Here is a 24,072-nt window from a genome sequence, read left to right as displayed (position 1 = left end):
TTAATCTTTTTGAGGCATTAAACCTGTCGCTACCTGCGTTAAAAATGTCTGATTTACGACTGCATGGATGTATGCGCAATTGCCGAGAACATCTAAATAACGACATTTTTGCCGTGTTATCAACGCGGTTTTATTGCCTCAAAATAGACCACCTAATTAAGCTAATTGATATTAAGTCTGGCTTTAGTTATCGAAAGGAGGGATCACTAAAATATCCGTTTTTAGTAATTTCATAACCTTTTCTGCTGTATTACCAATAAGATGCCCTTTAATTCCTGTATTACCCACCGTACCCATTATTACAAGGTCTGCACTGAGTTTTGCGGCGATACTGGGGATCACTTGCTCGACGATACCTGCCTTAATTTCTAGCTTTTCTTTGAGGTTATATGACTCAATCAGTGCGCGTTGGGCACTGGGGAGTTTTTCATAAGCATTAATAACTTGCTCATCAGAAAAAACTAACCCCAAATCGCGTAAAAAGGGCGATACATGCACGGTATAACAAGCAAAAAAATCACTTTCATAATCAGCGGCATACGCTAGACCCATTTTTATCATTGCTTCGTTAAGACGATATTTAGTGGCTTTCTCACTGCCTAAGTCGAGCGCAGCGAGCACATTAGTATTGTTTTTCCACTTGTTATCAGCAGCTAAATAAAGCGGTAGGGGACTGAAGCGTATAAGCTGCCAATCAAGCTCACTAAACTGTGTTTCTGCATCAATATGACGCGTTTTAATCACAAGCTCGTACGCTGACGTATCAAGCTCATTAGCAAGCCACTGCTCAGGACTTTCATGCCAAAGCGTTTGGAATGTGTAGCTACCTTGCTCTAAATGGCTGTCAATTAAAGGTGATAGTGTGTCACGAATTTTACCTAATTCTTTATCCTGAATAGCAAGTGCTTCTTCGGGTGGAATCGAAAATAAAATACTGTTGGTATCTTCATAGCTAAATGCGACGATATCAATATGCCTAACCCCCTTCGCTTTTTGTTTGGCGTGAAGTATCGAGGTTTTGGCATCGGCGATAGCGTCGATGATGACCAGTATTTTTTTATCCATGTGATCTACTCTGTTGTGTGTCGTGCATCACTTTTTGGGCATTCACCAAGTAGTGAAATTTCACCGGTTGAAGATTCTTGTTCCAGTTTTACCTTAAACCCCCATAACCTGTAAAGGTGTTTCAGCACTTCATCTTTTGAGCCAGCTAACGGAATGTTTTTATGCGGTACATAGCGTAAGGTTAGAGAACGATCTCCTCTAATATCAACATTATAGATTTGTATATTGGGTTCATGATTACTTAAGTTATATTGTGCAGATAACGTTTCACGTACTTGTTGATAGCCCACTTCGTCATGTATCGCGCCGACATTAAGGGTTGGCTCTTTTTCATGATCAATAATAGTAAATAGCTTGAAGTCACGGATAATTTTAGGTGATAAAAACTGGCTAATAAAGCTCTCATCTTTAAAGTTTTGCATGGCAAAATGCAGGGTTTCTAGCCAATCGGCTCCAGCATATTCAGGGAACCACTTTTTATCTTCATCAGTGGGATTTTCACAAATTCGGCGAATATCAACCATCATATTAAAGCCCAATGCATAGGGATTAATACCAGAATAATAATTGCTGTTATAAGGCGGCTGATAAACCACATTGGTATGGCTTTGTAAAAACTCGAGCATAAAGGCATCGGTGAGTTTTCCCTCATCATACAAGTGGTTTAAAATCGTATAATGCCAAAACGTTGCCCAACCTTCATTCATCACCTGCGTTTGCTTTTGGGGGTAAAAGTATTGTGAAATTTTTCGCACAATACGGATTACTTCACGTTGCCATGATTCAAGTAGCGGGGCATTTTTCTCTATAAAATACAGAATATTTTCTTGTGGTTCCTCAGGAAATCGACGCTCGTGTTTTTTCGACTCTTGTTGAGATGTTGGAATAGTTCGCCATAATTCATTCACCTGCGATTGCAGATAATCTTCGCGTTCTTGTTGACGCTTTTGCTCTTCATACAGCGAAATTCTTTGCGGGCGCTTATACCGGTCAACCCCATAGTTCATTAAGGCATGACAAGAGTCGATAAGGTTTTCTACCTCATTAATACCGTACTTCTCTTCACAGCGCGCAATATAATTTTTCGCAAATAATAAGTAGTCGATAATAGAACCTGCATCGGTCCAGGTTTTAAATAAGTAATTACCTTTAAAAAATGAGTTGTGGCCATAGCACGCGTGCGCCATCACGAGAGCCTGCATTGGCAAGGTGTTTTCTTCCATTAGGTAAGCAATGCAGGGGTCTGAATTTATAACAATTTCGTACGCTAACCCCATTTGCCCGCGTTTATAATTTTGCTCTGTTTGAATAAACTTTTTACCGTATGACCAATGACTATAACCGATAGGCATGCCTACGCTTGAGTAAGCATCCATCATTTGTTCAGCAGTGATCACTTCTATTTGATTCGGGTAAGTATCGAGCTTATAGATCTTTGCGACTCGCTCAATTTCACTTTGGTACTGTGCTAATAAATCAAACGTCCAATCCGGTCCGTCACTAATACGTTTATCGGCCATATTTTACCTCACTCGCAAGGCTATGCGGCGCCTTGCTGCTGACGATTCTTTTTAAATAATTCACGGAAAATAGGGTAAATGTCCTCTACACCACGAATATGTTGCATGGCAAAGTTGTCGTGTGTTTGTGCTATAGATTGATACTCACGCCATAAACTTTGATGCGCACGCGCCGTAATTTCTATGTACGCATAGTAACGTACTGCTTTGAGTAATTTATTGCGGAGTATTTCACCGCAATGAGGAGAGTCATCGGCCCAGTTATCACCATCAGATGCTTGTGCAGCATAAATATTCCACTCATCTGCATGGTAACGTTCAGCGATAATTTCATTCATTAATTTCAGCGCACTCGACACAATAGTGCCACCGGTTTCTTGTGAGTAAAAGAACTCCTGCTCATCAACTTCTTTCGCTTGTGTATGGTGGCGAATGTACACGACTTCGATATCTTTGTAGCTGCGAGTCAAAAACTGATACAGCAAAATATAAAACCGTTTTGCCATATCTTTTGTTGCTTGATCCATCGAACCTGACACATCCATAAGGCAAAACATCACGGCTTTACTCGTCGGGTGGGGACGTTTTTCGTAATTGCGAAAACGTAAGTCGTAATTATCAATAAACGGCACGGCTTTTATGCGACTTTCAAGCTCTTCAATTTGACGCTCAAGCAGGGCAATGGCAGCTTTGTCGGGCTCTTCCTCTGCTTTCAAAAGCGCTAATTGTCCTTGAAGTTCGCTCAGATGTCGTTTTTTGCCCGCTGTCATTGCAACACGGCGAGCGAGCGAGCCTTGTAATGAGCGCACTATATCAATATTACTGGGCATACCATCGCTACAAAAACCAGCGCGATGCGTTTTCATTTGCACGAGTTTATCAAGTTGATTTTGCTGTAAGTTTGGCAGCTCTAAATCTTCAAATAATAAATCTAAATACTCGTCTTTAGAGATAGAAAAAACAAACTCATCTTGGCCTTCGCCCGAATCACTTGCGTCACCTTCGCCACTGCCACCCCCTTGACCGCCTCCTTGCGGGCGTTTAATTTTATCGCCTGTTGAGAATTGGTCATTTCCTGGATGTATTTGCTCCCGATCGCCCCCACGTCCTTGATGAAATACAGGCTCACTAATATCGCGCTGTGGAATAGAAATACTCTCGCCACTGCTCGTATCGGTTACGCTGCGTTTATTAATGGCATCAGATACGGCTTCTTTAATCTGTTTTTTATAACGCCTGATGAAACGCTGACGGTTCAACGTACTTTTGTTTTTTCCATTCAGGCGTCGGTCTATAAAATGCGCCATAACAACCCCCTTGAAACAAACGTTTTTTACTGCGATTTTCTAACGCGTAAATACCATTCAGAAAGTAAACGTACTTGTTTTTGGGTATAGCCTTTTTCAACCATACGGTTGACAAAGTCTTCGTGTTTTTTCTGATCTTCGGCAGAAGTTTTCGCATTGAAAGAAATAACTGGAAGCAGATCTTCGGTGTTCGAGAACATTTTTTTCTCAATCACTGTGCGAAGTTTTTCGTAACTGGTCCAAAGCGGGTTTTTGCCTTGGTTGTGCGCACGTGCGCGCAGTACGAAATTGACAATCTCGTTACGGAAATCTTTCGGGTTCGAAATACCTGCTGGCTTTTCAATTTTTTCGAGCTCTGCATTTAATGCTGCTCGATCAAAAAGTTGGCCTGTATCTGGGTCGCGATATTCTTGATCTTGAATCCAAAAATCAGCATAGGTTACGTAGCGATCAAAAATATTTTGTCCGTATTCAGAATAAGACTCTAAATAGGCAGTTTGTAGTTCTTTGCCAATAAACTCGACATACTGCGGGATTAGATAGCCCTTTAAGTGACTTAGGTAGCGTTCTTCCACATCGGCTGAGAACTGTTCGCGCTCAATTTGCTGCTCTAAAACATAAAACAAGTGAACAGGGTTTGCTGCGACTTCTGTGGTATCAAAGTTGAACACTCGCGATAAAATTTTAAAGGCAAAACGTGTAGAGAGCCCAGTCATACCTTCGTCAACACCCGCATAATCACGGTATTCTTGGTATGACTTCGCTTTCGGGTCGGTGTCTTTTAAGCTTTCACCGTCGTAGACACGCATTTTTGAATAGATGCTTGAATTTTCTGGCTCCTTAATACGTGAAAGAGTGGTAAATTGTGCCAATGTTTTTAATGTGCCTGGTGCGCATGGCGCATCGTGAAGTTCACTGTTTTCAAGAAGTTTGTTGTAGATTTTCACTTCTTCAGAAACGCGTAAGCAGTAAGGTACCTTAACAATATAAACACGGTCCAAAAATGCTTCGTTGTTTTTGTTATTTTTAAATGTTTGCCACTCAGATTCATTCGAGTGAGCTAAAATCATGCCGTTGAAGGGAAGGGCACTAATACCTTCGGTGCCATTATAGTTACCTTCTTGGGTGGCCGTGAGTAGCGGGTGGAGTACCTTAATAGGTGCTTTAAACATTTCCACAAATTCCATCAACCCTTGGTTCGCTAAACAAAGTGCACCTGAATACGCGTAAGCATCAGGGTCATTTTGTGCAAAATGCTCAAGCTGACGAATATCGACTTTACCGACTAAAGCAGAAATATCTTGATTGTTTTCATCGCCCGGCTCTGTTTTGGCGATCGCAATTTGATTCAAAATAGAAGGGTAGCGTTTTACCACTCTAAATTGGCTTATATCACCATTGAACTCACTTAAGCGCTTGGCTGCCCACGGCGACATCACTGTTTTTAAATAGCGAGGCTTAATGCCGTATTCTTTCTCGAGTAGTTCAGCATCTTCGTTTGGATCAAACAAAGCGAGAGGGTGATCATTGACAGGGGACCCTTTTATTGAATAAATAGGCACTTGTTGCATCAGGTATTTTAGTTTTTCGGCAATAGATGATTTACCCCCGCCCACAGGGCCAAGTAAATACAATACCTGCTTACATTCTTCTAAACCTTGCGCAGCATGCTTTAAGTAAGAAACGATTTGTTCAATGGCGTCTTCCATACCATAAAAATCGTGAAATGCTGGGTAGCGCGCAACGACACGATTGGAGAATAATCGGCTGAGCCGCGCATCGGTCGATGTGTCAATAATTTCAGGCTCACCAATGGCCATTAACAGGCGCTCAGGTGCGCTTGCGTAAGCTGATTTGTCCTTCTTACAGATCTCGAGAAATTCCTCAATACTGTATTCTTCTTCTTGCGCTGCTTCGTATCGTGATTGGTAATGCTCAAAAATACTCATAGAGACCTCCGAAAACCCGCTAAAATGACGTGTAATTAGATTAAGAAAAAAGCAAAGGTTAATTAAAGCTTAGTCACGATTTTGAATTTTTGCGCAAGAAAATTAAGAATTTAATTGAAAAAAGATCATCTTGGTACGCATTTATTATGGCGCTTGGGCTGCGGCTGAACAGTGATATAAAAAAGGCAATAAAAAAGACGCCGGAGCGTCTTTTTTTAATTACTGCAAGTTAAACAGAATTAAGCGAAGTTAGCGTTCGCGAAATCCCAGTTAACAAGTGCCCAGAAACCTTTTAGGTAATCAGGACGAACATTACGGTAATCGATGTAGTAAGCGTGTTCCCACAGATCCACAGTTAGGATTGGTGTAACACCTTCATCAGTTAATGGTGTAGCAGCATTTGATGTGTTAACGATATCAAGTGTGCCGTCAGCTAGTTTAACTAACCAAGTCCAGCTTGAACCAAAGTTGTTTACAGCTTTGTCGTTTAACGCGTCTTTGAATGCTTCGAAAGAACCCCATTTAGCGTTGATAGCGTCTGCAATAGCGCCAGTTGGTTCGCCACCACCGTTTGGAGATAGGCTGTTCCAGTAGAATGTGTGGTTCCAGATTTGCGCAGCATTGTTAAATACACCACCTTCTGAAGAACAAACGATTTCTTCTAGAGATTTGTTTTCGAATTCAGTGCCTGGGATCAGACCGTTTAATTTTACAACGTATGTGTTGTGGTGTTTACCGTGGTGAAACTCTAGAGTCTCTTTTGAAATATGTGGCTCTAATGCATCGATTGCGTATGGTAGTGACGGTAGTTCAAATGCCATTTTTTATCTCCATCTTCTTGGTTGATAGTCCACTCAGTTATAGGTAATAGCGAGGTAAACAGCGTACTCACCTATACCAAATGGTATTATAGTGTTACTATAATTGTTGAGTATTTTACTCAAGTTTTAGCAAACAGCAATGCTATTGCTAAAGACTCTTTAAAATTGTGACTGTGATAGTCCATTTTAAGTTATATATCTGAGGCCACAGTGAATATTTTTCAAGGCCAGTGTAGTAAGTCAATGTCTTTTGAGGTTGTAAATGGAAACCATCGATAAAATTAAACAGCAAATTTCTGAAAACCCAATCCTTTTATACATGAAAGGATCACCAAAATTACCTAACTGTGGTTTTTCTTCTCAAGCATCACAAGCTTTAATGGCGTGTGGTGAACCGTTTGCTTACGTTGACATTCTTCTTAATCCAGATATTCGTGCAGAGTTACCTGCTTACGCTAATTGGCCAACATTCCCACAACTTTGGGTTGAAGGTGAATTAATTGGTGGCTGTGACATTATCATCGAAATGTTTCAACGTGGTGAATTACAACCATTAATCACAGAAACAGCTGCAAAGTACAAAGAACAAGACGCTGAGTAATCTTACTTAGTTTGCCGAGAAAGCCGCATAAGCGGCTTTTTTATTGCGCTAAAATCACATGCACACTTAAGCCACCTTGCTCGCGGTTGTGAAGGCTAATTTGCCCGTGATGTGCTTCAACTATTTCTCGGCACAACGCTAGCCCTAAACCACTGCCTGTCGATTTAGTGGAGTAAAAGGGGATCAGTGCATTCGCCATTACAGTTTCGCTCATGCCTTTGCCTCTGTCGCTCACAGTAATGTGGGTGCTGGCCATTTCTTGTTGAATACTCAGACTGATGTCTTCAGGTTTAGTACCCGATTCGTACGCATTTTTTAATAAATTAATCAGCAGTTGCTCAAGCTGAGTATGATCGGCTTGTGTGTTTACGTTATCGCCAAGAGTAATATTGACTTGCCATTGGCTTTTTAATTGCTCGACGATCGATGGCCAGTTAATCGCTGATAACTGTGGGGTGGGTAATTTGGCAAATTTACCATAGCCTTGAACAAATTCATTAAGGTGTTTGATACGGTCTTCAATGGTGGTGAATACGCGTTTTAAACGTGGCTCGTCGACTTCTTTTGTTAATAATTGTGCGCTGTGGAGCATTGATGACATTGGGCCCAGCGAATTATTGAGTTCGTGGCTGATGATACGGATTACTTTTTTCCATACTTCAACCTCTTGGCGGCTGAGTTCCCGTGTGAGCTGTTTGAACACATACAGTTGGTGGTATTGATTATTAAGTAATAAGCGGCCCGTTGCCATATGCCAAGTTTGTGATTCTTGTTCCGTTTTATCGAGGGTAAATAAGCCATCAATCCCTTTGTTGATAGCACGTGTCAGTTGTTCAGAGCAGGTACTAATCACATTTTCTAGTTTAAGTCCTTCGATAGCTGATTTTGCTTCAAACAAGCTACGAGCACTGTGATTACTGTAAACAATAAAACCTTGATCGTTAATAAGTAGCACCGCTTGCTCCGAGCTTTGCAGTACTTTGTCGAGCATTAATTCACGCTGGTATATCCATTGCTTTTCTTGGCGAAGTTGCTTTGCTGTTTGGTTATAAAGTCGGCATAAGTCACCCAGTTCATCTTTGCTATCATAGGCCAAAAGGGTGGCCAGTTCACCGTCTTTAAAGTTAAGCAATCCAGATTCAAGAGACGCAATACCGTCAGCTAAAGGGCGGCTTAACTGGTACGCCAAAAGGCCAGCTAGCAAGGCGCAACCAATGACCGCAAGCAAAGTATATAATCCAGGAAGAGCAGCAAAATAGCTTACCAGTAATAGAGGGACTACCGCTGCAACAACACACAATAGAATAATCTTATTTCTTAACATTAGTAATCTATCTTAAATTTATCGAGTCTGCGATACAGCGCTTGTCGGCTAAGACCAAAATGTCGCGCAACTTTAGCAATCACCCCTTGGTGTTCGCGCATTGCCAGTTCAATATCGTGCTTTGTCGGTTCACTTTTTATTGATGTGGCTTTAGTGGTATCGACGTTTAAGCCAAAGTCGGCAAGTTCAATAGTGCCAGTTGGTTTTAATACGGCAGCCCGTTTACACGCATTTTCAAGTTCACGTACATTACCCGGCCACGGATGGGCAAGCAGGGCTTTCTCGGTGCTTAGAGACACACTGCGATGTGGTAAAAAGTGTGCCACTAGGGCAAGAATATCATCGGGTCTGTCAGCTAGGCTAGGCAGGTTTAACTCAATAACATTGAGACGATAATATAAGTCCTCCCGAAAATGACCCGCTTTAATCGCGTGCGTTAAATCTTCGTTTGTTGCTGATATAACCCGCACATTTACTTTTCGAGTTTGCGTTGATCCTAAACGCTCAAATTCACCAGTTTGCAGAATACGTAATAATTTCATTTGACCGGACAACGGTAGGTTGCCTATTTCGTCTAAAAATAATGTGCCCCCATCGGCGGCTTCAAAACGGCCAATGCGTTGCTTGGTGATACCTGTGTACGCGCCAGCTTCAGCGCCAAACAATTCAGCTTCAATGAGTTCATTTGGCAATGCACCGGCGTTAACAGTGATAAAAGGATGGTCTGCAAGCAGAGAGTTGGCTTGGATTATCTGTGCTATGCGCTCTTTGCCACTGCCATTTGGGCCAGTGATAAGCACTGATATGTCTGACTTTGCCACCTGAATAGCAAGATTAACAATATGCTCCATCGCTGTGCTTTTATAAATAAGGCCGACAAGGTTGGCAGTTTTAATGGAATCTTCGCGTTCTTGCTGGTGGCGTGCGAAAGTTTCATTTTGTTGTTTCGCTTTACCAAGTTCGAGTAAATTATTGATACAAGTAAGCAGTTTTGTATCGTCCCACGGCTTTGGTAAATAGTCTGCGGCACCCGCCTTTACAAGTTCAACAGCTGTTGCAAGCTCGGTCCATGCGGTGATTAAGATAATAGGCAGTAATGGGTTTATATCGCGTAAGTCATAAAACAGCGCCTTGCCTTCTTCACCCGAGGTGGTGTCGGCGGTAAAGTTCATATCTTGAATAACTAATGAAATACGCTGGTACTGTACTGCTTGGATTGCTTCAAATGGGGTGCTTGCAGTAACCACGGTATAATTGTGGATCTCTAATAATAATGACAAGGCGTCTAATATCGCGGGGTTGTCATCAACAATAAGTATTTTTTCCATATTATTATTTTTTTGCTGTTTTCCTAAATATGTTAAGTAAGTCCGGTGCAAGAGCCAACTTAAGTGTGTACTTATAAATGCTACACTGTAAATCCAGTGTAGCATAGCTTGGGAGAACTAAATGGTGCGTGTTGCAATGCTGGGTGAAATGTTCGCAGCTCGTTTGGCTGGCGCAAGAACCGCAAGCAAACTCATAATAAACACAGCGCTTGCAGTGGCAATTACATAACGCACATCTAACTGAGCAATCGAGAAATGTTGCATCAGTAATTGGCCTAAATACATCGCTGCTATCATGCCTATTACTAAACCTACACTGCAAATCATGGCATTTTCGACTAAAAAGTAGCTAATAATGGCGGACTTTCTTGCTCCAAGAGCACGGCGAGTCCCAATTTGTTTCGTGCGTTTACTAATATTAAAGAGTGTAAGACCAAAGATACCCAGCGCAGTGACCAACACTAAAATTGTGATTAAAACAATTAACATACGCATCATAAGCGTGTCTTCAGCCATGTACTGCTCTTTGTCTTCATCAAGGCCGCGAATGCGCGAGATAACGCGTTTGTTGTAGTTTTTAAGCATGGCTTCTTCAACACGGTTCATTACAGACTGGCGTTGCCCAGGCTCTGTTCTTACGACAAAGCGTGCATTGCTACCTGCTTTAATGAACGGAATTAATGCCACATTATCTGGGCGACTATCTTTAAGCCATGGGCCTTTCATTACATCGACAATACCAATAATTTTTAAAGGAATATCACCAAAGTAAATAGATTGACCTAAGCCATTACCATCAGGGAAAAGCTCATCAGATAGACTTTTACTCACCACGATGACCTTCGAAAGCTCATCGTAATTCTCTGTTACGATCACTTCGTCTTCGCTGTAATTACGCCCAGCAATTAAGTTAACACCGTACGTGTTAATGCCGTGCTCGTCGATAAACATATATGAGCTACGTGCTGATTTACTCTCTTGTGGTGCCGGTTTTAAACTAAAGTCAGATGATGAACCACTGCCCGAAAGAGGTGTGGTACTAGAGTAAGCAGCATCAACCACCCCTGGAATTTGACGTAACATAGCTTCATCAAGCTCGTATTGTTGGCTTGGCGAGGTGTCTTGGCCGAACATCATCACATTAAAAATAAAAATGTCTTGTTCTGGGTAGCCTGTTTCTTGGCTTAAATAGCTAATTCTATCTTGAATAATAAACGCGGCGTTACTGACGATTGCTGTGGTAATGGCAATTTGAATTAGTAACAGAATAGCCCCAACCTTTGAGCGGCATAAGGCATGAAATATAGGTTTAATTTCTAACATAACACAGTTCCTTATTGGCTCTTAAGGTATATAGCAGGGTTGGTTTTACACACCAGCCACGCAGGGTAAAGACCTGCGATTACACAGGTGCTAATTGCTATTACAGGGGCGCTAAGTAACATGGTTAAATCCATGGTGGCTAAGCTTTGATAGTAGCTGTAGCTTTGGCGCACACCTAAAAGTCCCACTTGGGCTAAAATAACCCCGAAAATACCACCTAAAAATCCGAGCATGGCCACTTCGACAATGTGTTGAAAGAAAATTTGGCGTTTGCTTGCGCCTAAAGCTCTGCGTACGCCAACCTCTGGCGCACGGCGAAGAAATTTAGCCAGTAATAAGCCTAGAATATTTGCCAAACATACCGCTAAAAACATAAAGCTTAGGCCAACGAGAATTTCGTTATCTTCACTTACCACATTGTTGTATTCCACCCATTCGTTTACATCACGCAATTTCGCTTCAAGCTTTTCGCGGTTAAAGCGACCACGCTTTTGCTGTTCTTGCATATAAGCCATTAAGAAATCTTCATACGCTTGCTTTTCTGCGGGTGTTTTTAGTTCGACCCAAAATTGCAGCCAAACTAATTCAGAATTAAGCTTGTCGTTAAACGTATTGGTTTTTTCGTGCTTCCAACCGTTTGTATTGCCCCAGTTTTCAAGCTCACGTGCTTTTAATAAGCTAAAAGGCAGGTAGAGTTGTTCGGTTTTATTAAATGCGCCGTTATTTAAATCGTAATATTTGGTCGTAATATTCCAGTCATCCATAACCCCAACCACTTCATAGCTTGCATCATCAAGGAAGATAATTTTGCCAACAGAGTTTTCTCCCGCAAATAGTTTGTCGTTGAGCTTTTTACTGATAACGACTACGGGTGCAGCAGTTGCTTCTTGTTGCTGACTCCACACGCCACCGTATAAAAATGATAAGTTAAACATGTCGAAGAAGTCGGGGGTTGTTAAACGCGCCTGACCAATAAATGGTTTTACGGTATCGGAGTCTAAATAAACAGAAAACCCAGTGCGCACCATCGTGACGCGCTTACCACCGGCTTCTGCCTTATTTAAATTAACCGCGTCTTGATAGGTTAATTGCATTGGTAAATTATCTTTTGTCCACCAAGTTGAACCCTCGTCCATTATTTGCAATTGCACACTGTATAGTTGGCTACTCTTTTGCGGGATCGGATCGGCAGACATCATGTGATACACCGACAAGCTCGTCATCGTTACACCAATGCCAATGGCAATCGCTAATACCATTAAAAAACTCACTAAGGGCGTGCGCTTAAAGCTTCGCCAACTTAAATCTAGATAATGAAGGAACATGACTATACTCCTGCCGCTTTGAGGTTTTGCGTGCCTTGGTAAAGCGTGAAATCGGCAAGTTGACCGTCCACCACTTGGATATTACGCGGGGCTCTTCGGGCAAGTTCAGGGTCGTGAGTAACCATGACAATGGTGGCGCCATCACGATTAATTTGTTCGAGCAATTCCATTACTTGGCGCGCCATTAAGCTGTCTAGGTTACCCGTTGGTTCATCGGCAAGTAAAAAACGGGGTTCACCCGCAAGTGCTCTGGCAATAGCCACGCGTTGCTGTTGCCCACCTGAAAGTTGTTGCGGTAAATGCTTAGCACGTGACGCTAAACCTACTTGCTCTAAACATTGTTCAATACGACGTTTACGCTCAGCAGCTTTAATTCCTCGATATCGCAGAGGTACTTCAATATTTTCGTATAGATTTAAATCGGGTATCAGATTAAACCCCTGGAAGATGAAGCCTATTTTTTGGTTCCGTAAATCAGCACGCTGATTATCGTTAAGACCACCTACATCAATACCATCTAAAAGATACTGGCCTTCTGAAAACGGTTCTAGCATACCGGCAATATTTAAAAAGGTCGTTTTGCCTGAACCACTCGGGCCAGTAACAGCAATAAATTCACCTTCTTCTACATGGAGATTGAAATCACGTAATGCATGAGTTTGTACCATGTCTGTTTGATACACTTTGCTGATGTTGTTCATTGTAAGCATAATAATTATTCCTTGTTGCTGTTAGCGTAATACGAGAGTCGGTGCTTGTTTATAACGGTCGTAGTTAGAGATGATTAGCTTATCGCCTGGTTTTACCCCTTCTAACAGTTCAACGGCATTGATACTGCTAGCACCTGTTTTTATATCGATTAAATAGGCCATGTCGCCGTCTACTTTATAGGCGCGGGTACCGCCTTGTTGTAAAAACGCACCACGTTTAACTTGTAAAACATTGTCGCGGTTCTCCAAAAGAATGCGTGCGGTTAAACGTTGGTTTTGGCGAATGCCGGTAATTTCTTTATCGAAGCGAACACGTGTTGTGACTTCACGGTTATTCACCTCCGGCGAGATTGCTGATAATGTCCCCATGACTTGGCGGGCACCGAGAGTTAACTCTACTTGCATGCCAAGGCCTAGCTCATTGGCATAGCTTTCAGGTACTTGCAACTGTGCTTCAAAATTACTTAAGTCAACCAGTGTCATTAATGGTTGGCTTTGTGTAACCGCTTCTTTAGGTTGCACGAGTAAATTACCGACAATGCCACTGACGCTGGCTTTAATTGTTAACTCATTAACTTGGCGTAATAAGTCATCCACAATGAGTTGTTGACGAGCAAGGTCTCGCTCTGCAGCTTTTAGCTCGAATGCCAGTGTGTCTTTAGCAAGGCTGACTTCTTGTTCTGCATGCTTGAAGGAGAGTTTCGCGCGGGCTAAATCGTCTACGGCTTTTTCTAAATCGATCTGACTTATAAGGTGCTTCTCGATAGATAATTGCGCACGGCGGTTTTCTCTATCAGCGGCATTTAGCTCTACCTGTGCCAAATCAAGTGCTTTTGTTAAGCTTAATTTTTGTCTACGTGCTTCAAGTTGCTTTCGTTGTAATTCACCATCTAAACGCGCCAACACAGATTGTTGTTGTTTTAATTCATTGGTAAGCTCTGGGCTTTTAACCACAGCAATAATTTCGTTTACTTCAACACTGTCGCCAGCCTTTACGTTAAGATCGACAAAGCCGCGCTCGGGGCTGTAAACTTTAGGTGCATTAGCCGCGACAATTTTCCCGCTTGCTGCCACATCTCTAATTAAGGTTTGCTGAGTCACTTCACTTATTTGTAAGCTGGCTTTATCAACAGACACACTCCCATCGTTGCTCGCAAAGAGTGCTTGAAAGCCAAGGGCACTCACAATAAGAACACTCACAGTGAACAACAGTGGTTTTTTAATGTTTCTTTTTTTAGCCACGGTTATATCTTGGGCACTGGTATCTTTAATCATCATACTTCCTTACGATTCTCAAAAAATATAATCATGAAGCCAATGGCAATCATGGTAAGTGGTGATGTCATAAACAAACTCATAGTGAACATGTTTCGATCCTCTAATTCGATAATGACCTATCTATACCAATAGTGTGCCAATATTTAACTTACTGATTTTTAATGTTTTTATTTTTATTTGAGGTTTTTATTCTGTCCGCGGACAGAAAAAGTGTCCGTAGCGGACACTTTTTAAAGTGCATTGGTTGACGCAGAGGTAAACACCTAAAGGTAAGTAAGACTAAGGTCGGCTGCTAAAAAAGTGCTATTTGTAACTAAGCTTAATGTATTGGTAAATATTTAAGCAGCTAACAGCTGAGAGAGCGCAAAATAACTGCATTACTATGCATGATTTGAATATTTATGCAAAATGAATTGTCAGTTTACGTTAACGTAAACTATCCGTTTTCAGGATGGTTTTTTACAAACTGTTAAAATTGACACCAGTGTCATAAAAAAATAATGGTTAAATAGCGTCTAAATGTAAAAAAATAGCATAGACTTTAAAGTGCGTCCTCAAGTGAGAAATATTCATAAATATGAATATGTATTCAAAACTCTATTGACTCATGGTTTATTTGGCGATAGTTTTGTTCGTCTGCTAGCACTGTCACAAAAGACTGAACCGCTAGTCGTTGTAGCAAGGGGAGGGGTCTATGTTATACGACTCAAAATTAGAAAAAGATAATTGTGGCTTTGGCTTAATCGCCCAGGTCAATGGTCAGGCGAGTCATCGCTTGATTCGAACCGCAATCACAGGCCTAGATCGCATGGAACACCGTGGTGGTATTTCTGCTGATGGTAAAACAGGTGATGGCTGTGGTTTATTAATGCAAAAACCCGATAGTTTCTTTCGTGCAATTGCCAGTGAACACGATTGGCATTTAGGGAAGAACTACGCAGTCGGCATGGTGTTTTTAAATGCCGATCCCGTGCTTGCACAGACTGCTAAAGATGTTTTGAGTGAAGAGCTCGAAAAAGAAACCTTAAATATTCAAGGATGGCGAGTCGTTCCGACAGACGCATCTTGTTTAGGGCCAATTGCAAAAAAACAACTACCTGGCTTTGAACAAATTTTTGTCAGCGCACCTGAGGGCTGGCGTCCAAAAGATTTAGAGCGTCGTTTGTATGTTGCGCGTCGCCGTGCAGAAAAGCGTCTAGAAAATGATGAGCATTTCTATATTGCGAGCTTGTCTGGCTTGGTAACGGTTTACAAAGGCTTGATGATGCCTGTGGATTTACCGAACTTTTACCTCGATTTAGCTGACATGCGCATGACGAGTGCGATTTGTGTATTTCATCAGCGTTTTTCTACCAATACACAACCTCGTTGGCCATTGGCGCAGCCGTTCCGCTATTTAGCGCATAACGGCGAAATTAATACCATCCAAGGTAACCGCCAGTGGGCACGTGCCCGTGCTTATAAATTTGCATCTCCACTGATCCCTGATTTGCAATCAGCAGCCCCATTTGTCAACGAAAGTGGCTCTGATTCATCAAGCTTAGATAACATGCTTGAATTGTTCTTAGCGGGTGGTATGGATTTATTCCGTGCGATGCGTATGCTTGTTCCGCCTGCATGGCAGAAAAACCGAGCCATGGATGACGATTTACGTGCTTTCTACGACTTTAACTCTATGCATATGGAACCATGGGATGGCCCTGCTGGTATTGTTATGTCTGATGGTCGTTTTGCGGCCTGTAACCTTGATCGAAATGGCCTTCGTCCAGCGCGTTATGTCATTACGCAAGATGGATTTATTACGCTTGCTTCTGAGGTGGGTATTTGGGATTACGCGCCAGACGAAGTGGTTGAAAAAGGACGAGTTGGTCCGGGTGAATTATTAGTAATTGATACTCACCAAGGTAAAATTTGGCACTCTGACGAAATTGACCAAGATCTTAAATCACGTCACCCGTATAAAGCGTGGCTAGAAGCTAACGTTAAGCGTTTGACTCCGTTCGAAAAACTGGCTGAAAAAGATGCAGGTAATCGCTCGTTTGATGACGAAACACTGCTGAAATATCAAAAAATGTTTGGCTTTACTAACGAAGAACTCGACAGTGTTGTTCGTGTCATGGGCGAAAACGGTCAAGAAGCAACGGGCTCAATGGGTGATGACACCCCATTTGCCGTGCTGTCTGAAGGGCACCGTTCATTATTTGATTACTTCCGTCAAAAGTTTGCACAAGTAACCAATCCACCGATTGATCCTCTGCGTGAGAATCATGTTATGTCACTTGCCACGTGTATTGGTAGTGAGCAAAACGTGTTCAATGAAACCACGGGTCATGCGAAACGTCTGCAATTTGAAACACCGATTTTGATGTACGCAGACATGAAACAGCTGTTAAGTGCTGACCAAGCGCATTACAGCTACTGCAAAATCGATATTACTTACACAGCCGAAGAAGGCCTTGAAAAAGCGATCACACGTATTTGTGACGAAGCGCAAGAAAAAGCCGCATCAGGGTGTGTGATGTTAGTCTTGAGTGACCGTAACTTTAGTGAAACGCACCTACCCATTCCTGCTGCAATGGCGGTAGGATCAATTCAAAAACGATTAGTTGATAATAACTTACGTTGTGAATCAAACATCATTATTGAATCAGGTAGCGTGCGAGATGCTCATCAATTTGCTGTGTTATTAGGCTTTGGTGCGACGGCGATTTACCCTTATTTGGCCTATGAATCGCTGGTTGCAATGAGCGATAAAAAGATTATTAACAAGAGCTATTGTGAAGTCACGTTGGCGTATCGTAATGCGATCAACAAAGGCCTTTACAAAATCATGTCGAAAATGGGGATCAGTACAGTTGCCTCATATCGTTGCTCGATGCTGTTTGAAGCGGTTGGTTTGTCAGAAGCGGTTATTGAAACCTGTTTCAATGGTGTAGCAAGCCGTATTAAAGGTGCGTGTTTTACTGACTTTGATGATGATCAACGTAAGCTTCATAAGCTCGCATTTAGTAAGCGCAAGTTATTAAGCCATGGTGGTTTATTAAAGTATGTTCACGGTGGTGAATATCATGCTTACAACCCTGATGTGATCCAAACTCTGCAAAAAGCAGTGCGCTCGGGTGAGTACAGTGATTACGTTGCCTACGCTGATTTAGTTAATAACCGCCCAATCACAAATTTACGTGACATGTTGGCGCTTAAAATTCCTGATGCCGGAATCAGTATCGATGATGTTGAACCAGCAACAGAGCTGTATAAGCGTTTTGACTCGGCGGCAATGAGTATTGGTGCACTATCACCTGAAGCACATGAAGCATTGGCTATTGCCATGAACCGCTTAGGTGGGTGTTCTAACTCAGGTGAAGGGGGTGAAGATAAACTTCGCTATGGCACCGAGAAAAATTCACGTATTAAACAGGTCGCCTCAGGCCGATTTGGTGTAACACCGCATTATTTACGCAGTGCTGATGTGATTCAAATTAAAGTAGCACAAGGTGCAAAGCCCGGTGAAGGAGGTCAGTTACCGGGTGAAAAAGTAACGCCTTATATCGCTAAACTGCGTTACTCAGTACCGGGTGTAACGTTGATTTCACCGCCACCGCATCATGATATTTACTCTATTGAAGATTTAGCCCAGCTAATTTTTGATTTGAAACAAGTGAATCCTGAAGCTCTAATTTCAGTGAAATTAGTGTCTGAACCCGGTGTCGGTACGATTGCAACGGGTGTAGCAAAAGCCTATGCAGACCTCATTACGATTGCGGGTTATGACGGTGGTACAGGTGCAAGCCCGCTTACTTCTGTTAAATATGCAGGCAGTCCTTGGGAGTTGGGCCTAGCTGAGACACAACAAGCTTTGGTTGAAAATGGCTTACGCCACCGTATTAGATTACAAACGGATGGTGGTTTGAAAACCGGTCTCGATATTATTAAAGCCGCTATTTTAGGTGCTGAAAGCTTTGGCTTTGGTACGGGTCCTATGGTGGCACTGGGTTGTAAATACTTGCGTATATGTCATTTAAATAACTGTGCGACTGGTGTAGCAACGCAGGACGATACACTTCGTCAGAAGCACTACCATGGCTTACCAGAAATGGCGATGAACTACTTTAAGTTTATTGCACAAGAAGCGCGTCTAATCATGGCAAGCTTAGGGGTAACCCATTTAACCGATTTAATTGGTCGCTTAGATTTACTTGAGGCGATTGAAGGTAAAACGCCGAAGCAAAAGAAAATTGATTTATCGTCAGTTGTGGCTGTGCCGAACAACCCAACCGGTGAAACCTTGTATTGCAGTGCGCCAAACAGCTCGCACTATTTAGGTCAGCTTAATGAAACCTTGCTTGATAAAGCCAAGCAAGCAATTGATGAAAAATCGGGTATTTCATTAGTGAGCCGCGTGTGTAATACAGACCGCTCTGTGGGGGCGATGCTATCAGGATACATTGCATCTAAGCACGGTAACCAAGGTATGGCTGCCGATCCTGTATCTATAGAGTTACACGGCACTGCAGGTCAGTCGTTTGGTGTATGGAATGCTGGAGGCCTAGAAATGACGTTGGTGGGTGACGCTAACGATTATGTTGGTAAAGGCATGGCAGGGGGCAAACTTGTCATTCGCCCACCAATGGGATCATCATTTGAAAGCCACAAAGCAACCATTGCAGGTAATACGTGCTTGTACGGTGCTACTGGCGGCAAATTGTTTGCAGCAGGATGTGCGGGTGAGCGTTTTGCTGTTCGTAACTCAGGTGTGCAAGCGGTTGTAGAAGGTGTGGGCGATAACGGCTGTGAATACATGACAGGCGGTGTTGTGTGTGTCCTTGGCAAAGTCGGTATTAACTTTGGTGCGGGGATGACGGGCGGTTTTGCTTATATTCTTGATGAAAGCAATGACTTTGAAAAACGCATTAACCCTGAGCTTGTTGAAATTGTTACGCTGGAAGATTTAGCGTCTCATCAAGAGCATCTTCGTGGTCTTATTGCAGAGCATTTAGAGCTAACGGGGTCTAACCGCGCTGAGCAGATTTTAGCGAACTTTGATTTATACATTCCGATGTTTAAATTGGTGAAGCCAAAATCAAGTGATGTAAAAAGTTTACTCGGACACCGAGCACGCAGTAGTGCAGAGCTTCGTGTTCAGGCTCAGTAAGGGGGTAGTATGAGCGAAAATGTATACCAGTTTATCGATGTACAACGTGTTGACCCGCGTAAAAAACCGATTTCGGCACGTAAACAATCATTCGTGGAAATTTACGAGCCGTTTTCTGAGACGCAAGTAAATTCACAAGCGGACCGTTGCTTAGATTGTGGTAACCCGTATTGTGAGTGGAAATGCCCAGTACATAACTATATACCGCAATGGTTAAAGCTAATTCGTACAGGCCGTATATTAGAAGCGGCTGAGCTGTCACATCGTACAAATAGTTTACCTGAGGTGTGCGGTCGAGTGTGTCCACAAGACCGCTTATGCGAAGGCTCATGTACACTTGACGAAGAGTTTGGTGCTGTAACAATTGGTAATATTGAAAAATATATTACAGACACTGCTTTTAAAATGGGCTGGAAACCAGATATGTCTTATGTGGTTTGGTCTGATAAAAAAGTGGCGATTATTGGTGCAGGTCCAGCCGGGTTAGGTTGTGCTGATATTCTAGTGCGTAATGGTGTTAAACCGGTGGTATTTGACCGTCACCCTGAGATAGGGGGGTTACTTACTTTCGGTATTCCTTCATTTAAGCTTGAAAAAGAAGTGATGCAGAAGCGTCGTGAAATTTTCACTGAAATGGGGGTTGAGTTTAAACTAAACACGGAAGTCGGTGTTGATATTACCCTAGATGAAATTCTTGCTGAATATGATGCAGTCTTTTTAGGCGTAGGGACCTATCAAAGTATGCGCGCAGGATTTGAAAATGAAGATGCCGATGGCGTACATGATGCTTTACCGTTCTTAATTGGTAACACAAATCGTGTTATGGGCTACGCTGAAGACAAGCAAGCTTATATTGATATGGCCAACGAAAAAGTGGTTGTATTGGGCGGTGGTGACACCGCAATGGACTGCGTAAGAACGTCAATTCGCCAAGGTGCAAGCAAAGTAACATGTGCTTATCGCCGTGATGAAGAAAACATGCCAGGCTCTAAACGTGAAGTTAAAAATGCCCGCGAAGAAGGGGTTGAGTTTACTTTTAACGTGCAACCTAAAGGCATTGTAGTTGACGAGCAAGGTAAAGTTGCAGGCGTAAAAATGGTCAAAACGCAACTGGGTGAACCAGATGAAAATGGCCGCCGTCGTGCTGAAGAAGTGGCTGGTTCAGAGCATGTGATAGAAGCCACTAAAGTGTTAATGGCATTTGGTTTTAAACCGCACAAAATGGATTGGCTTGAACCATATGGCGTTGAAATTAACCATTGGGGTGGTATTAATGCACCTGAACAAGGTGAATTTACCCATCAGACAACGAACCCTAAAATCTTCGCTGGTGGCGATATTGTTCGCGGCTCAGATTTGGTGGTAACGGCTATTTTTGAAGGTCGCAATGCGGCAGAAGGAATTATGGATTACCTAGAGGTGTAATAGCTATCTGCAATACTCCCCGTTCATAATTTTGTATAGACATTAAAGCAAGCCTGCGGGCTTGCTTTTTTTGTGCCTGTAAAATATTGATTGCGTACGCAGGGGCTATTCCTAAAGCCTTATGAGGGTTTTCCCCTATATCGGTGAGTGTCACTCGCTGCGAGTATATGTTCTGTAGTTACAAAAAAGTAACAAACTAATCCAGGAGATAAACCAATGCGAACTAAACTTTCTAGTATACTCATCGGTCTTGGCATGGTTGGCAGCTTTGCCACCCAAGCACAAGCCTTACTAGGCCCAGAATTAGCAGAAAAATTATCAACAACAAGCCTAACTCAAAGCCTTACTGAACCAAGTATCAAAGTCATTATAAGCTTTAAAGATAAACAGCAGGTTTATAATGTAATGCAGTCACTCGGTGTACCGTACTTAGCCTTAAAAGAATTACCCATGGTAGGCGCTACGCTGACTCCTTCACTCGTCACACAGTTACAAAATAACCCTGCCATCGAAAGTATTTATTATGATGCGCCACTGCGCTATTACAACTATAACTCGGGTGAGATCACTGGCGGTCATTTTGTACATGATAACTATTTATTTACAGGCAAAGGTGGCGTTGTGGCTGTACTCGATTCAGGAGTCGATGCGACACATCCCGATTTAGCTTACGGTGATAAAACCATTCAAAATGTAAAACTAATAAACGATCTTGATTTATACGGTTTGACCGCCGATATAGAAGGGTTACCAAACACCGATACATCATCAGGACATGGCACCCATGTTGCTGGCACTGTTGCGGGCAGTGGCGCTGCATCTGCGAATGATCCTACACGTGCTAATTTGCATGATGGCATTGCCCCAGATGCAAAGATTGTCGGTATTTCTGCTGGTGAAGCCATTTCAATTTTACATTCTTTAAAAGGCTTTGATTATGCATTAGCCAACCAGCACAAATACGATATTGATGTTATTACAAATAGTTGGGGAGGGGGAGCAGGAAGTAACTTCGACCCTAATAACCCTGTGAACAAAGCATCATTTGAGGCATACAAACGCGGCATGATTGTCACTTTTGCTGCGGGTAACGATGGCGACGGTGATGATACCCTCAATGTGTATGCCGTCGCTCCTTGGGTTATTGACGTCGCAGCAGGCACGCCGAATAGAATGCTGGCTGATTTTTCTAGCCGTGGTGTGCCAGGTGATGCGATTAAAACACCCGACATTACAGCACCTGGCTCAAGCATATATTCGACGCGAGCACTCAATACCCCTTTGCCCGCTTTAGGACCGGTCATCGATTTAGATAACCCTGATTATTATGTTTACTATGCGACGATGAGTGGCACGTCGATGGCAGCCCCTTTTGTTGCAGGTGCTGCGACTGTGCTGCTTGAAGCAAACCCGCATTTATCGCCTGATCAAATTGACGAAATTTTAAAAGCCAGTGCCGATGACATGTTTGATGAAACAGGGCGACAGTACTTACCGCACGAAGTAGGGGCGGGTCATATTAATGTGAAAAAAGCAGTTGAGCTTGCATTACAAACTGAAGGTAATATGCGCCAGTTTTTAGCTGGAGACACTGAATTTTCGAGTCAAGGTGCTTGGCAGCAAGCAGACAACACTGCTGATAAAGTCTACTTTGCCGGCAAGTGGTCAGAAACAACGGATAGCAGTGCTTATAACGGCACACTGGCAAAAGCAAAAGGGCCTGGAAATATTGCTTATGTTGGCTTTAAAGGTGAGCGTGCGAAAATACACTTTGCGGCAACTAACCGAGGAGAGGTCAGTATATTAGTTGATGGGGTCGAGTATGAATCGTTGAGCGTCAGTGGTGAAAAAGGCGAAGCCATTACCGTGGCAATTAACCAATTAGACGACTCAGCACATACACTTGAAGTGCGCACTATATCAGGACAAGTCGCATTAGATCGATTCGAATTTGACGGTATTGTCACCCAGCCCGGTGTGTCATTTACTACACAGTTAATGCCAAGTATTGAGGGTACAATGGGACCATCAGTAAGTTTAGATCTTGCAGGGCTTGGTGTTGACCCAGCCTATAGCATTATTGAGCATTTAGTTTCAGTACCTGATAATGTTGTGGGCGTGACTGCGGTCTTAAGTTGGCAACCATTTGCAGACCTTGATTTTTCAATAGCAAACAGTCAGGGAGAAGACCTCGCAAGCTCTGCGACACTTGATAACCCCGAAACAGCACAGTTATCGGTTACAGAAGCTGGAGACTATATTTTCAAAGTAAAAGGGTATACCAGCGTCGTGACTAATTATCGTATCGACTGGCAGATAGTCACTCAAGACTAATATAAGCAGCGGGTAAACATTACGCTTACCCGCTAATTTCTTTAACTACGTTACCAATATTAACTACGTTACCAATATTAACTACGTTACTAATATTATAATTGCTTATTCTTATTAACTGACCCTGTTTAAAGCTATGTGTAATGATGGCTAAAAATCAGTAGGTTTTTTTAAATGAGAGAAAAAGCCCGACAAGTTAAAACAGACTACCAGCAGCCTGATAGCGTGTTTTTTACTTTATTGCTGTGTTGTTTTAATAAAAAGTAAGCAAGGCTTACCACGATAAAATGACAAATCATTACAACAACAGACCAAACAGAAATTGTCTCTGATTGCTGGCTCACTATTACAAACAGTATGAGCATCATAGCTGCAGAAGCATATAAATATGTTTGTAAACGTTGTTTAAACCTTAGGTGCTTCCATCGGCTCCATAGCACCAAAAGTAGCGCCACGATAGGAAACGCAAATAAAGTGTATTGTAGTAGAGCGAACATATAATTTTGTGACACGACAGGTGTATATGACACAGAGGCGTGCAGTAAAGGTGAGCTTAAGCTCAATAATAACCCGCTTGCTAACCCAAACTTACGTTGTTTATTCATTGTAT

16 protein-coding genes are annotated in these 24,072 nt (G+C 42.4%); 4 read left to right on the top strand and 12 right to left on the bottom strand.

The genetic code is table 11. The features are described 5' to 3' along the window. Nucleotides 1–183: 183 nt before the first annotated feature. From D0907_RS10025 to D0907_RS10005, 5 genes are all read right to left on the bottom strand, one after another. Nucleotides 184–1,065 (bottom strand): universal stress protein, encoded by an 882-nt coding sequence (locus D0907_RS10025; protein ID WP_118844414.1) that lies wholly within the window; start codon nucleotides 1,063–1,065, stop codon nucleotides 184–186. 5 nt (nucleotides 1,066–1,070) lie between these two features. Then, the gene (locus tag D0907_RS10020; protein ID WP_036967604.1) at nucleotides 1,071–2,585 is read right to left on the bottom strand and encodes a SpoVR family protein; all 1,515 of its coding nucleotides are present in this window, start codon (nucleotides 2,583–2,585) and stop codon (nucleotides 1,071–1,073) included. A gap of 20 nt (nucleotides 2,586–2,605) precedes the next feature. Then, complete coding sequence (locus D0907_RS10015; protein ID WP_036967607.1) at nucleotides 2,606–3,892, bottom strand: YeaH/YhbH family protein; 1,287 nt, start codon at nucleotides 3,890–3,892, stop codon at nucleotides 2,606–2,608. Nucleotides 3,893–3,918: 26 nt separating this feature from the next. Beyond that, nucleotides 3,919–5,841, bottom strand: coding sequence for a PrkA family serine protein kinase (locus D0907_RS10010; protein WP_036967610.1), 1,923 nt, complete (start codon nucleotides 5,839–5,841; stop codon nucleotides 3,919–3,921). Between the two features lie 239 nt (nucleotides 5,842–6,080). Beyond that, entirely contained in the window at nucleotides 6,081–6,662 is a 582-nt protein-coding gene (locus D0907_RS10005; protein ID WP_036967613.1) for a superoxide dismutase, read from the bottom strand. 262 nt (nucleotides 6,663–6,924) lie between these two features. On the opposite strand from D0907_RS10005, the gene D0907_RS10000 reads away from it, so the two are divergent. Then, on the top strand, nucleotides 6,925–7,263 hold the full coding sequence (locus D0907_RS10000) for a Grx4 family monothiol glutaredoxin (protein WP_036967616.1): 339 nt from the start codon (nucleotides 6,925–6,927) through the stop codon (nucleotides 7,261–7,263). Between the two features lie 40 nt (nucleotides 7,264–7,303). On the opposite strand, the gene D0907_RS09995 is transcribed toward D0907_RS10000, so the two are convergent. The 6 genes from D0907_RS09995 to D0907_RS09970 all read right to left on the bottom strand — a co-directional run bounded on the left by D0907_RS09995 (nucleotide 7,304) and on the right by D0907_RS09970 (nucleotide 14,548). Continuing rightward, nucleotides 7,304–8,587 (bottom strand): sensor histidine kinase, encoded by a 1,284-nt coding sequence (locus D0907_RS09995; protein ID WP_118844413.1) that lies wholly within the window; start codon nucleotides 8,585–8,587, stop codon nucleotides 7,304–7,306. Beyond that, nucleotides 8,587–9,915 carry a sigma-54-dependent transcriptional regulator gene (locus tag D0907_RS09990; RefSeq protein ID WP_036967620.1) on the bottom strand — a complete coding sequence of 443 codons (1,329 nt, stop codon included), beginning with the start codon at nucleotides 9,913–9,915 and terminating at the stop codon, nucleotides 8,587–8,589. The genes D0907_RS09995 and D0907_RS09990 overlap by 1 nt, the downstream gene beginning before the upstream one ends. 117 nt (nucleotides 9,916–10,032) lie before the next feature. Next, a complete protein-coding gene (locus tag D0907_RS09985; protein WP_036967624.1) occupies nucleotides 10,033–11,238 on the bottom strand; it encodes an ABC transporter permease in 1,206 nt (401 codons plus the stop codon). A gap of 11 nt (nucleotides 11,239–11,249) precedes the next feature. Then, nucleotides 11,250–12,563, bottom strand: coding sequence for an ABC transporter permease (locus D0907_RS09980; RefSeq protein ID WP_118844412.1), 1,314 nt, complete (start codon nucleotides 12,561–12,563; stop codon nucleotides 11,250–11,252). 2 nt (nucleotides 12,564–12,565) lie between these two features. Beyond that, entirely contained in the window at nucleotides 12,566–13,273 is a 708-nt protein-coding gene (locus D0907_RS09975; protein ID WP_036967628.1) for an ABC transporter ATP-binding protein, read from the bottom strand. A gap of 21 nt (nucleotides 13,274–13,294) precedes the next feature. Continuing rightward, nucleotides 13,295–14,548: an efflux RND transporter periplasmic adaptor subunit gene (locus D0907_RS09970; protein WP_118844411.1), complete on the bottom strand. Its 1,254-nt coding sequence runs from the start codon at nucleotides 14,546–14,548 to the stop codon at nucleotides 13,295–13,297. Between the two features lie 697 nt (nucleotides 14,549–15,245). Between D0907_RS09970 and gltB the strand changes: the two genes are divergently transcribed. From gltB to D0907_RS09955, 3 genes are all read left to right on the top strand, one after another. Further along, complete coding sequence (gene gltB, locus D0907_RS09965; RefSeq protein WP_036967633.1) at nucleotides 15,246–19,703, top strand: glutamate synthase large subunit; 4,458 nt, start codon at nucleotides 15,246–15,248, stop codon at nucleotides 19,701–19,703. A gap of 9 nt (nucleotides 19,704–19,712) precedes the next feature. Further along, nucleotides 19,713–21,128 (top strand): FAD-dependent oxidoreductase, encoded by a 1,416-nt coding sequence (locus D0907_RS09960; protein ID WP_118844410.1) that lies wholly within the window; start codon nucleotides 19,713–19,715, stop codon nucleotides 21,126–21,128. 216 nt (nucleotides 21,129–21,344) lie between these two features. Next, nucleotides 21,345–23,462, top strand: coding sequence for a S8 family serine peptidase (locus D0907_RS09955; RefSeq protein WP_118844409.1), 2,118 nt, complete (start codon nucleotides 21,345–21,347; stop codon nucleotides 23,460–23,462). A 206-nt stretch (nucleotides 23,463–23,668) separates the two neighbouring features. On the opposite strand, the gene D0907_RS09950 is transcribed toward D0907_RS09955, so the two are convergent. Further along, on the bottom strand, nucleotides 23,669–24,067 hold the full coding sequence (locus D0907_RS09950) for a hypothetical protein (RefSeq protein ID WP_118844408.1): 399 nt from the start codon (nucleotides 24,065–24,067) through the stop codon (nucleotides 23,669–23,671). Nucleotides 24,068–24,072 lie beyond the last annotated feature (5 nt).

The organism is Pseudoalteromonas lipolytica, assembly GCF_003515105.1.
Lineage (GTDB): Bacteria > Pseudomonadota > Gammaproteobacteria > Enterobacterales > Alteromonadaceae > Pseudoalteromonas > Pseudoalteromonas lipolytica.
The sequence above is the reverse complement of the archived record's forward strand: the minus strand, read 5'-3'. Positions and strand labels throughout refer to the sequence as shown.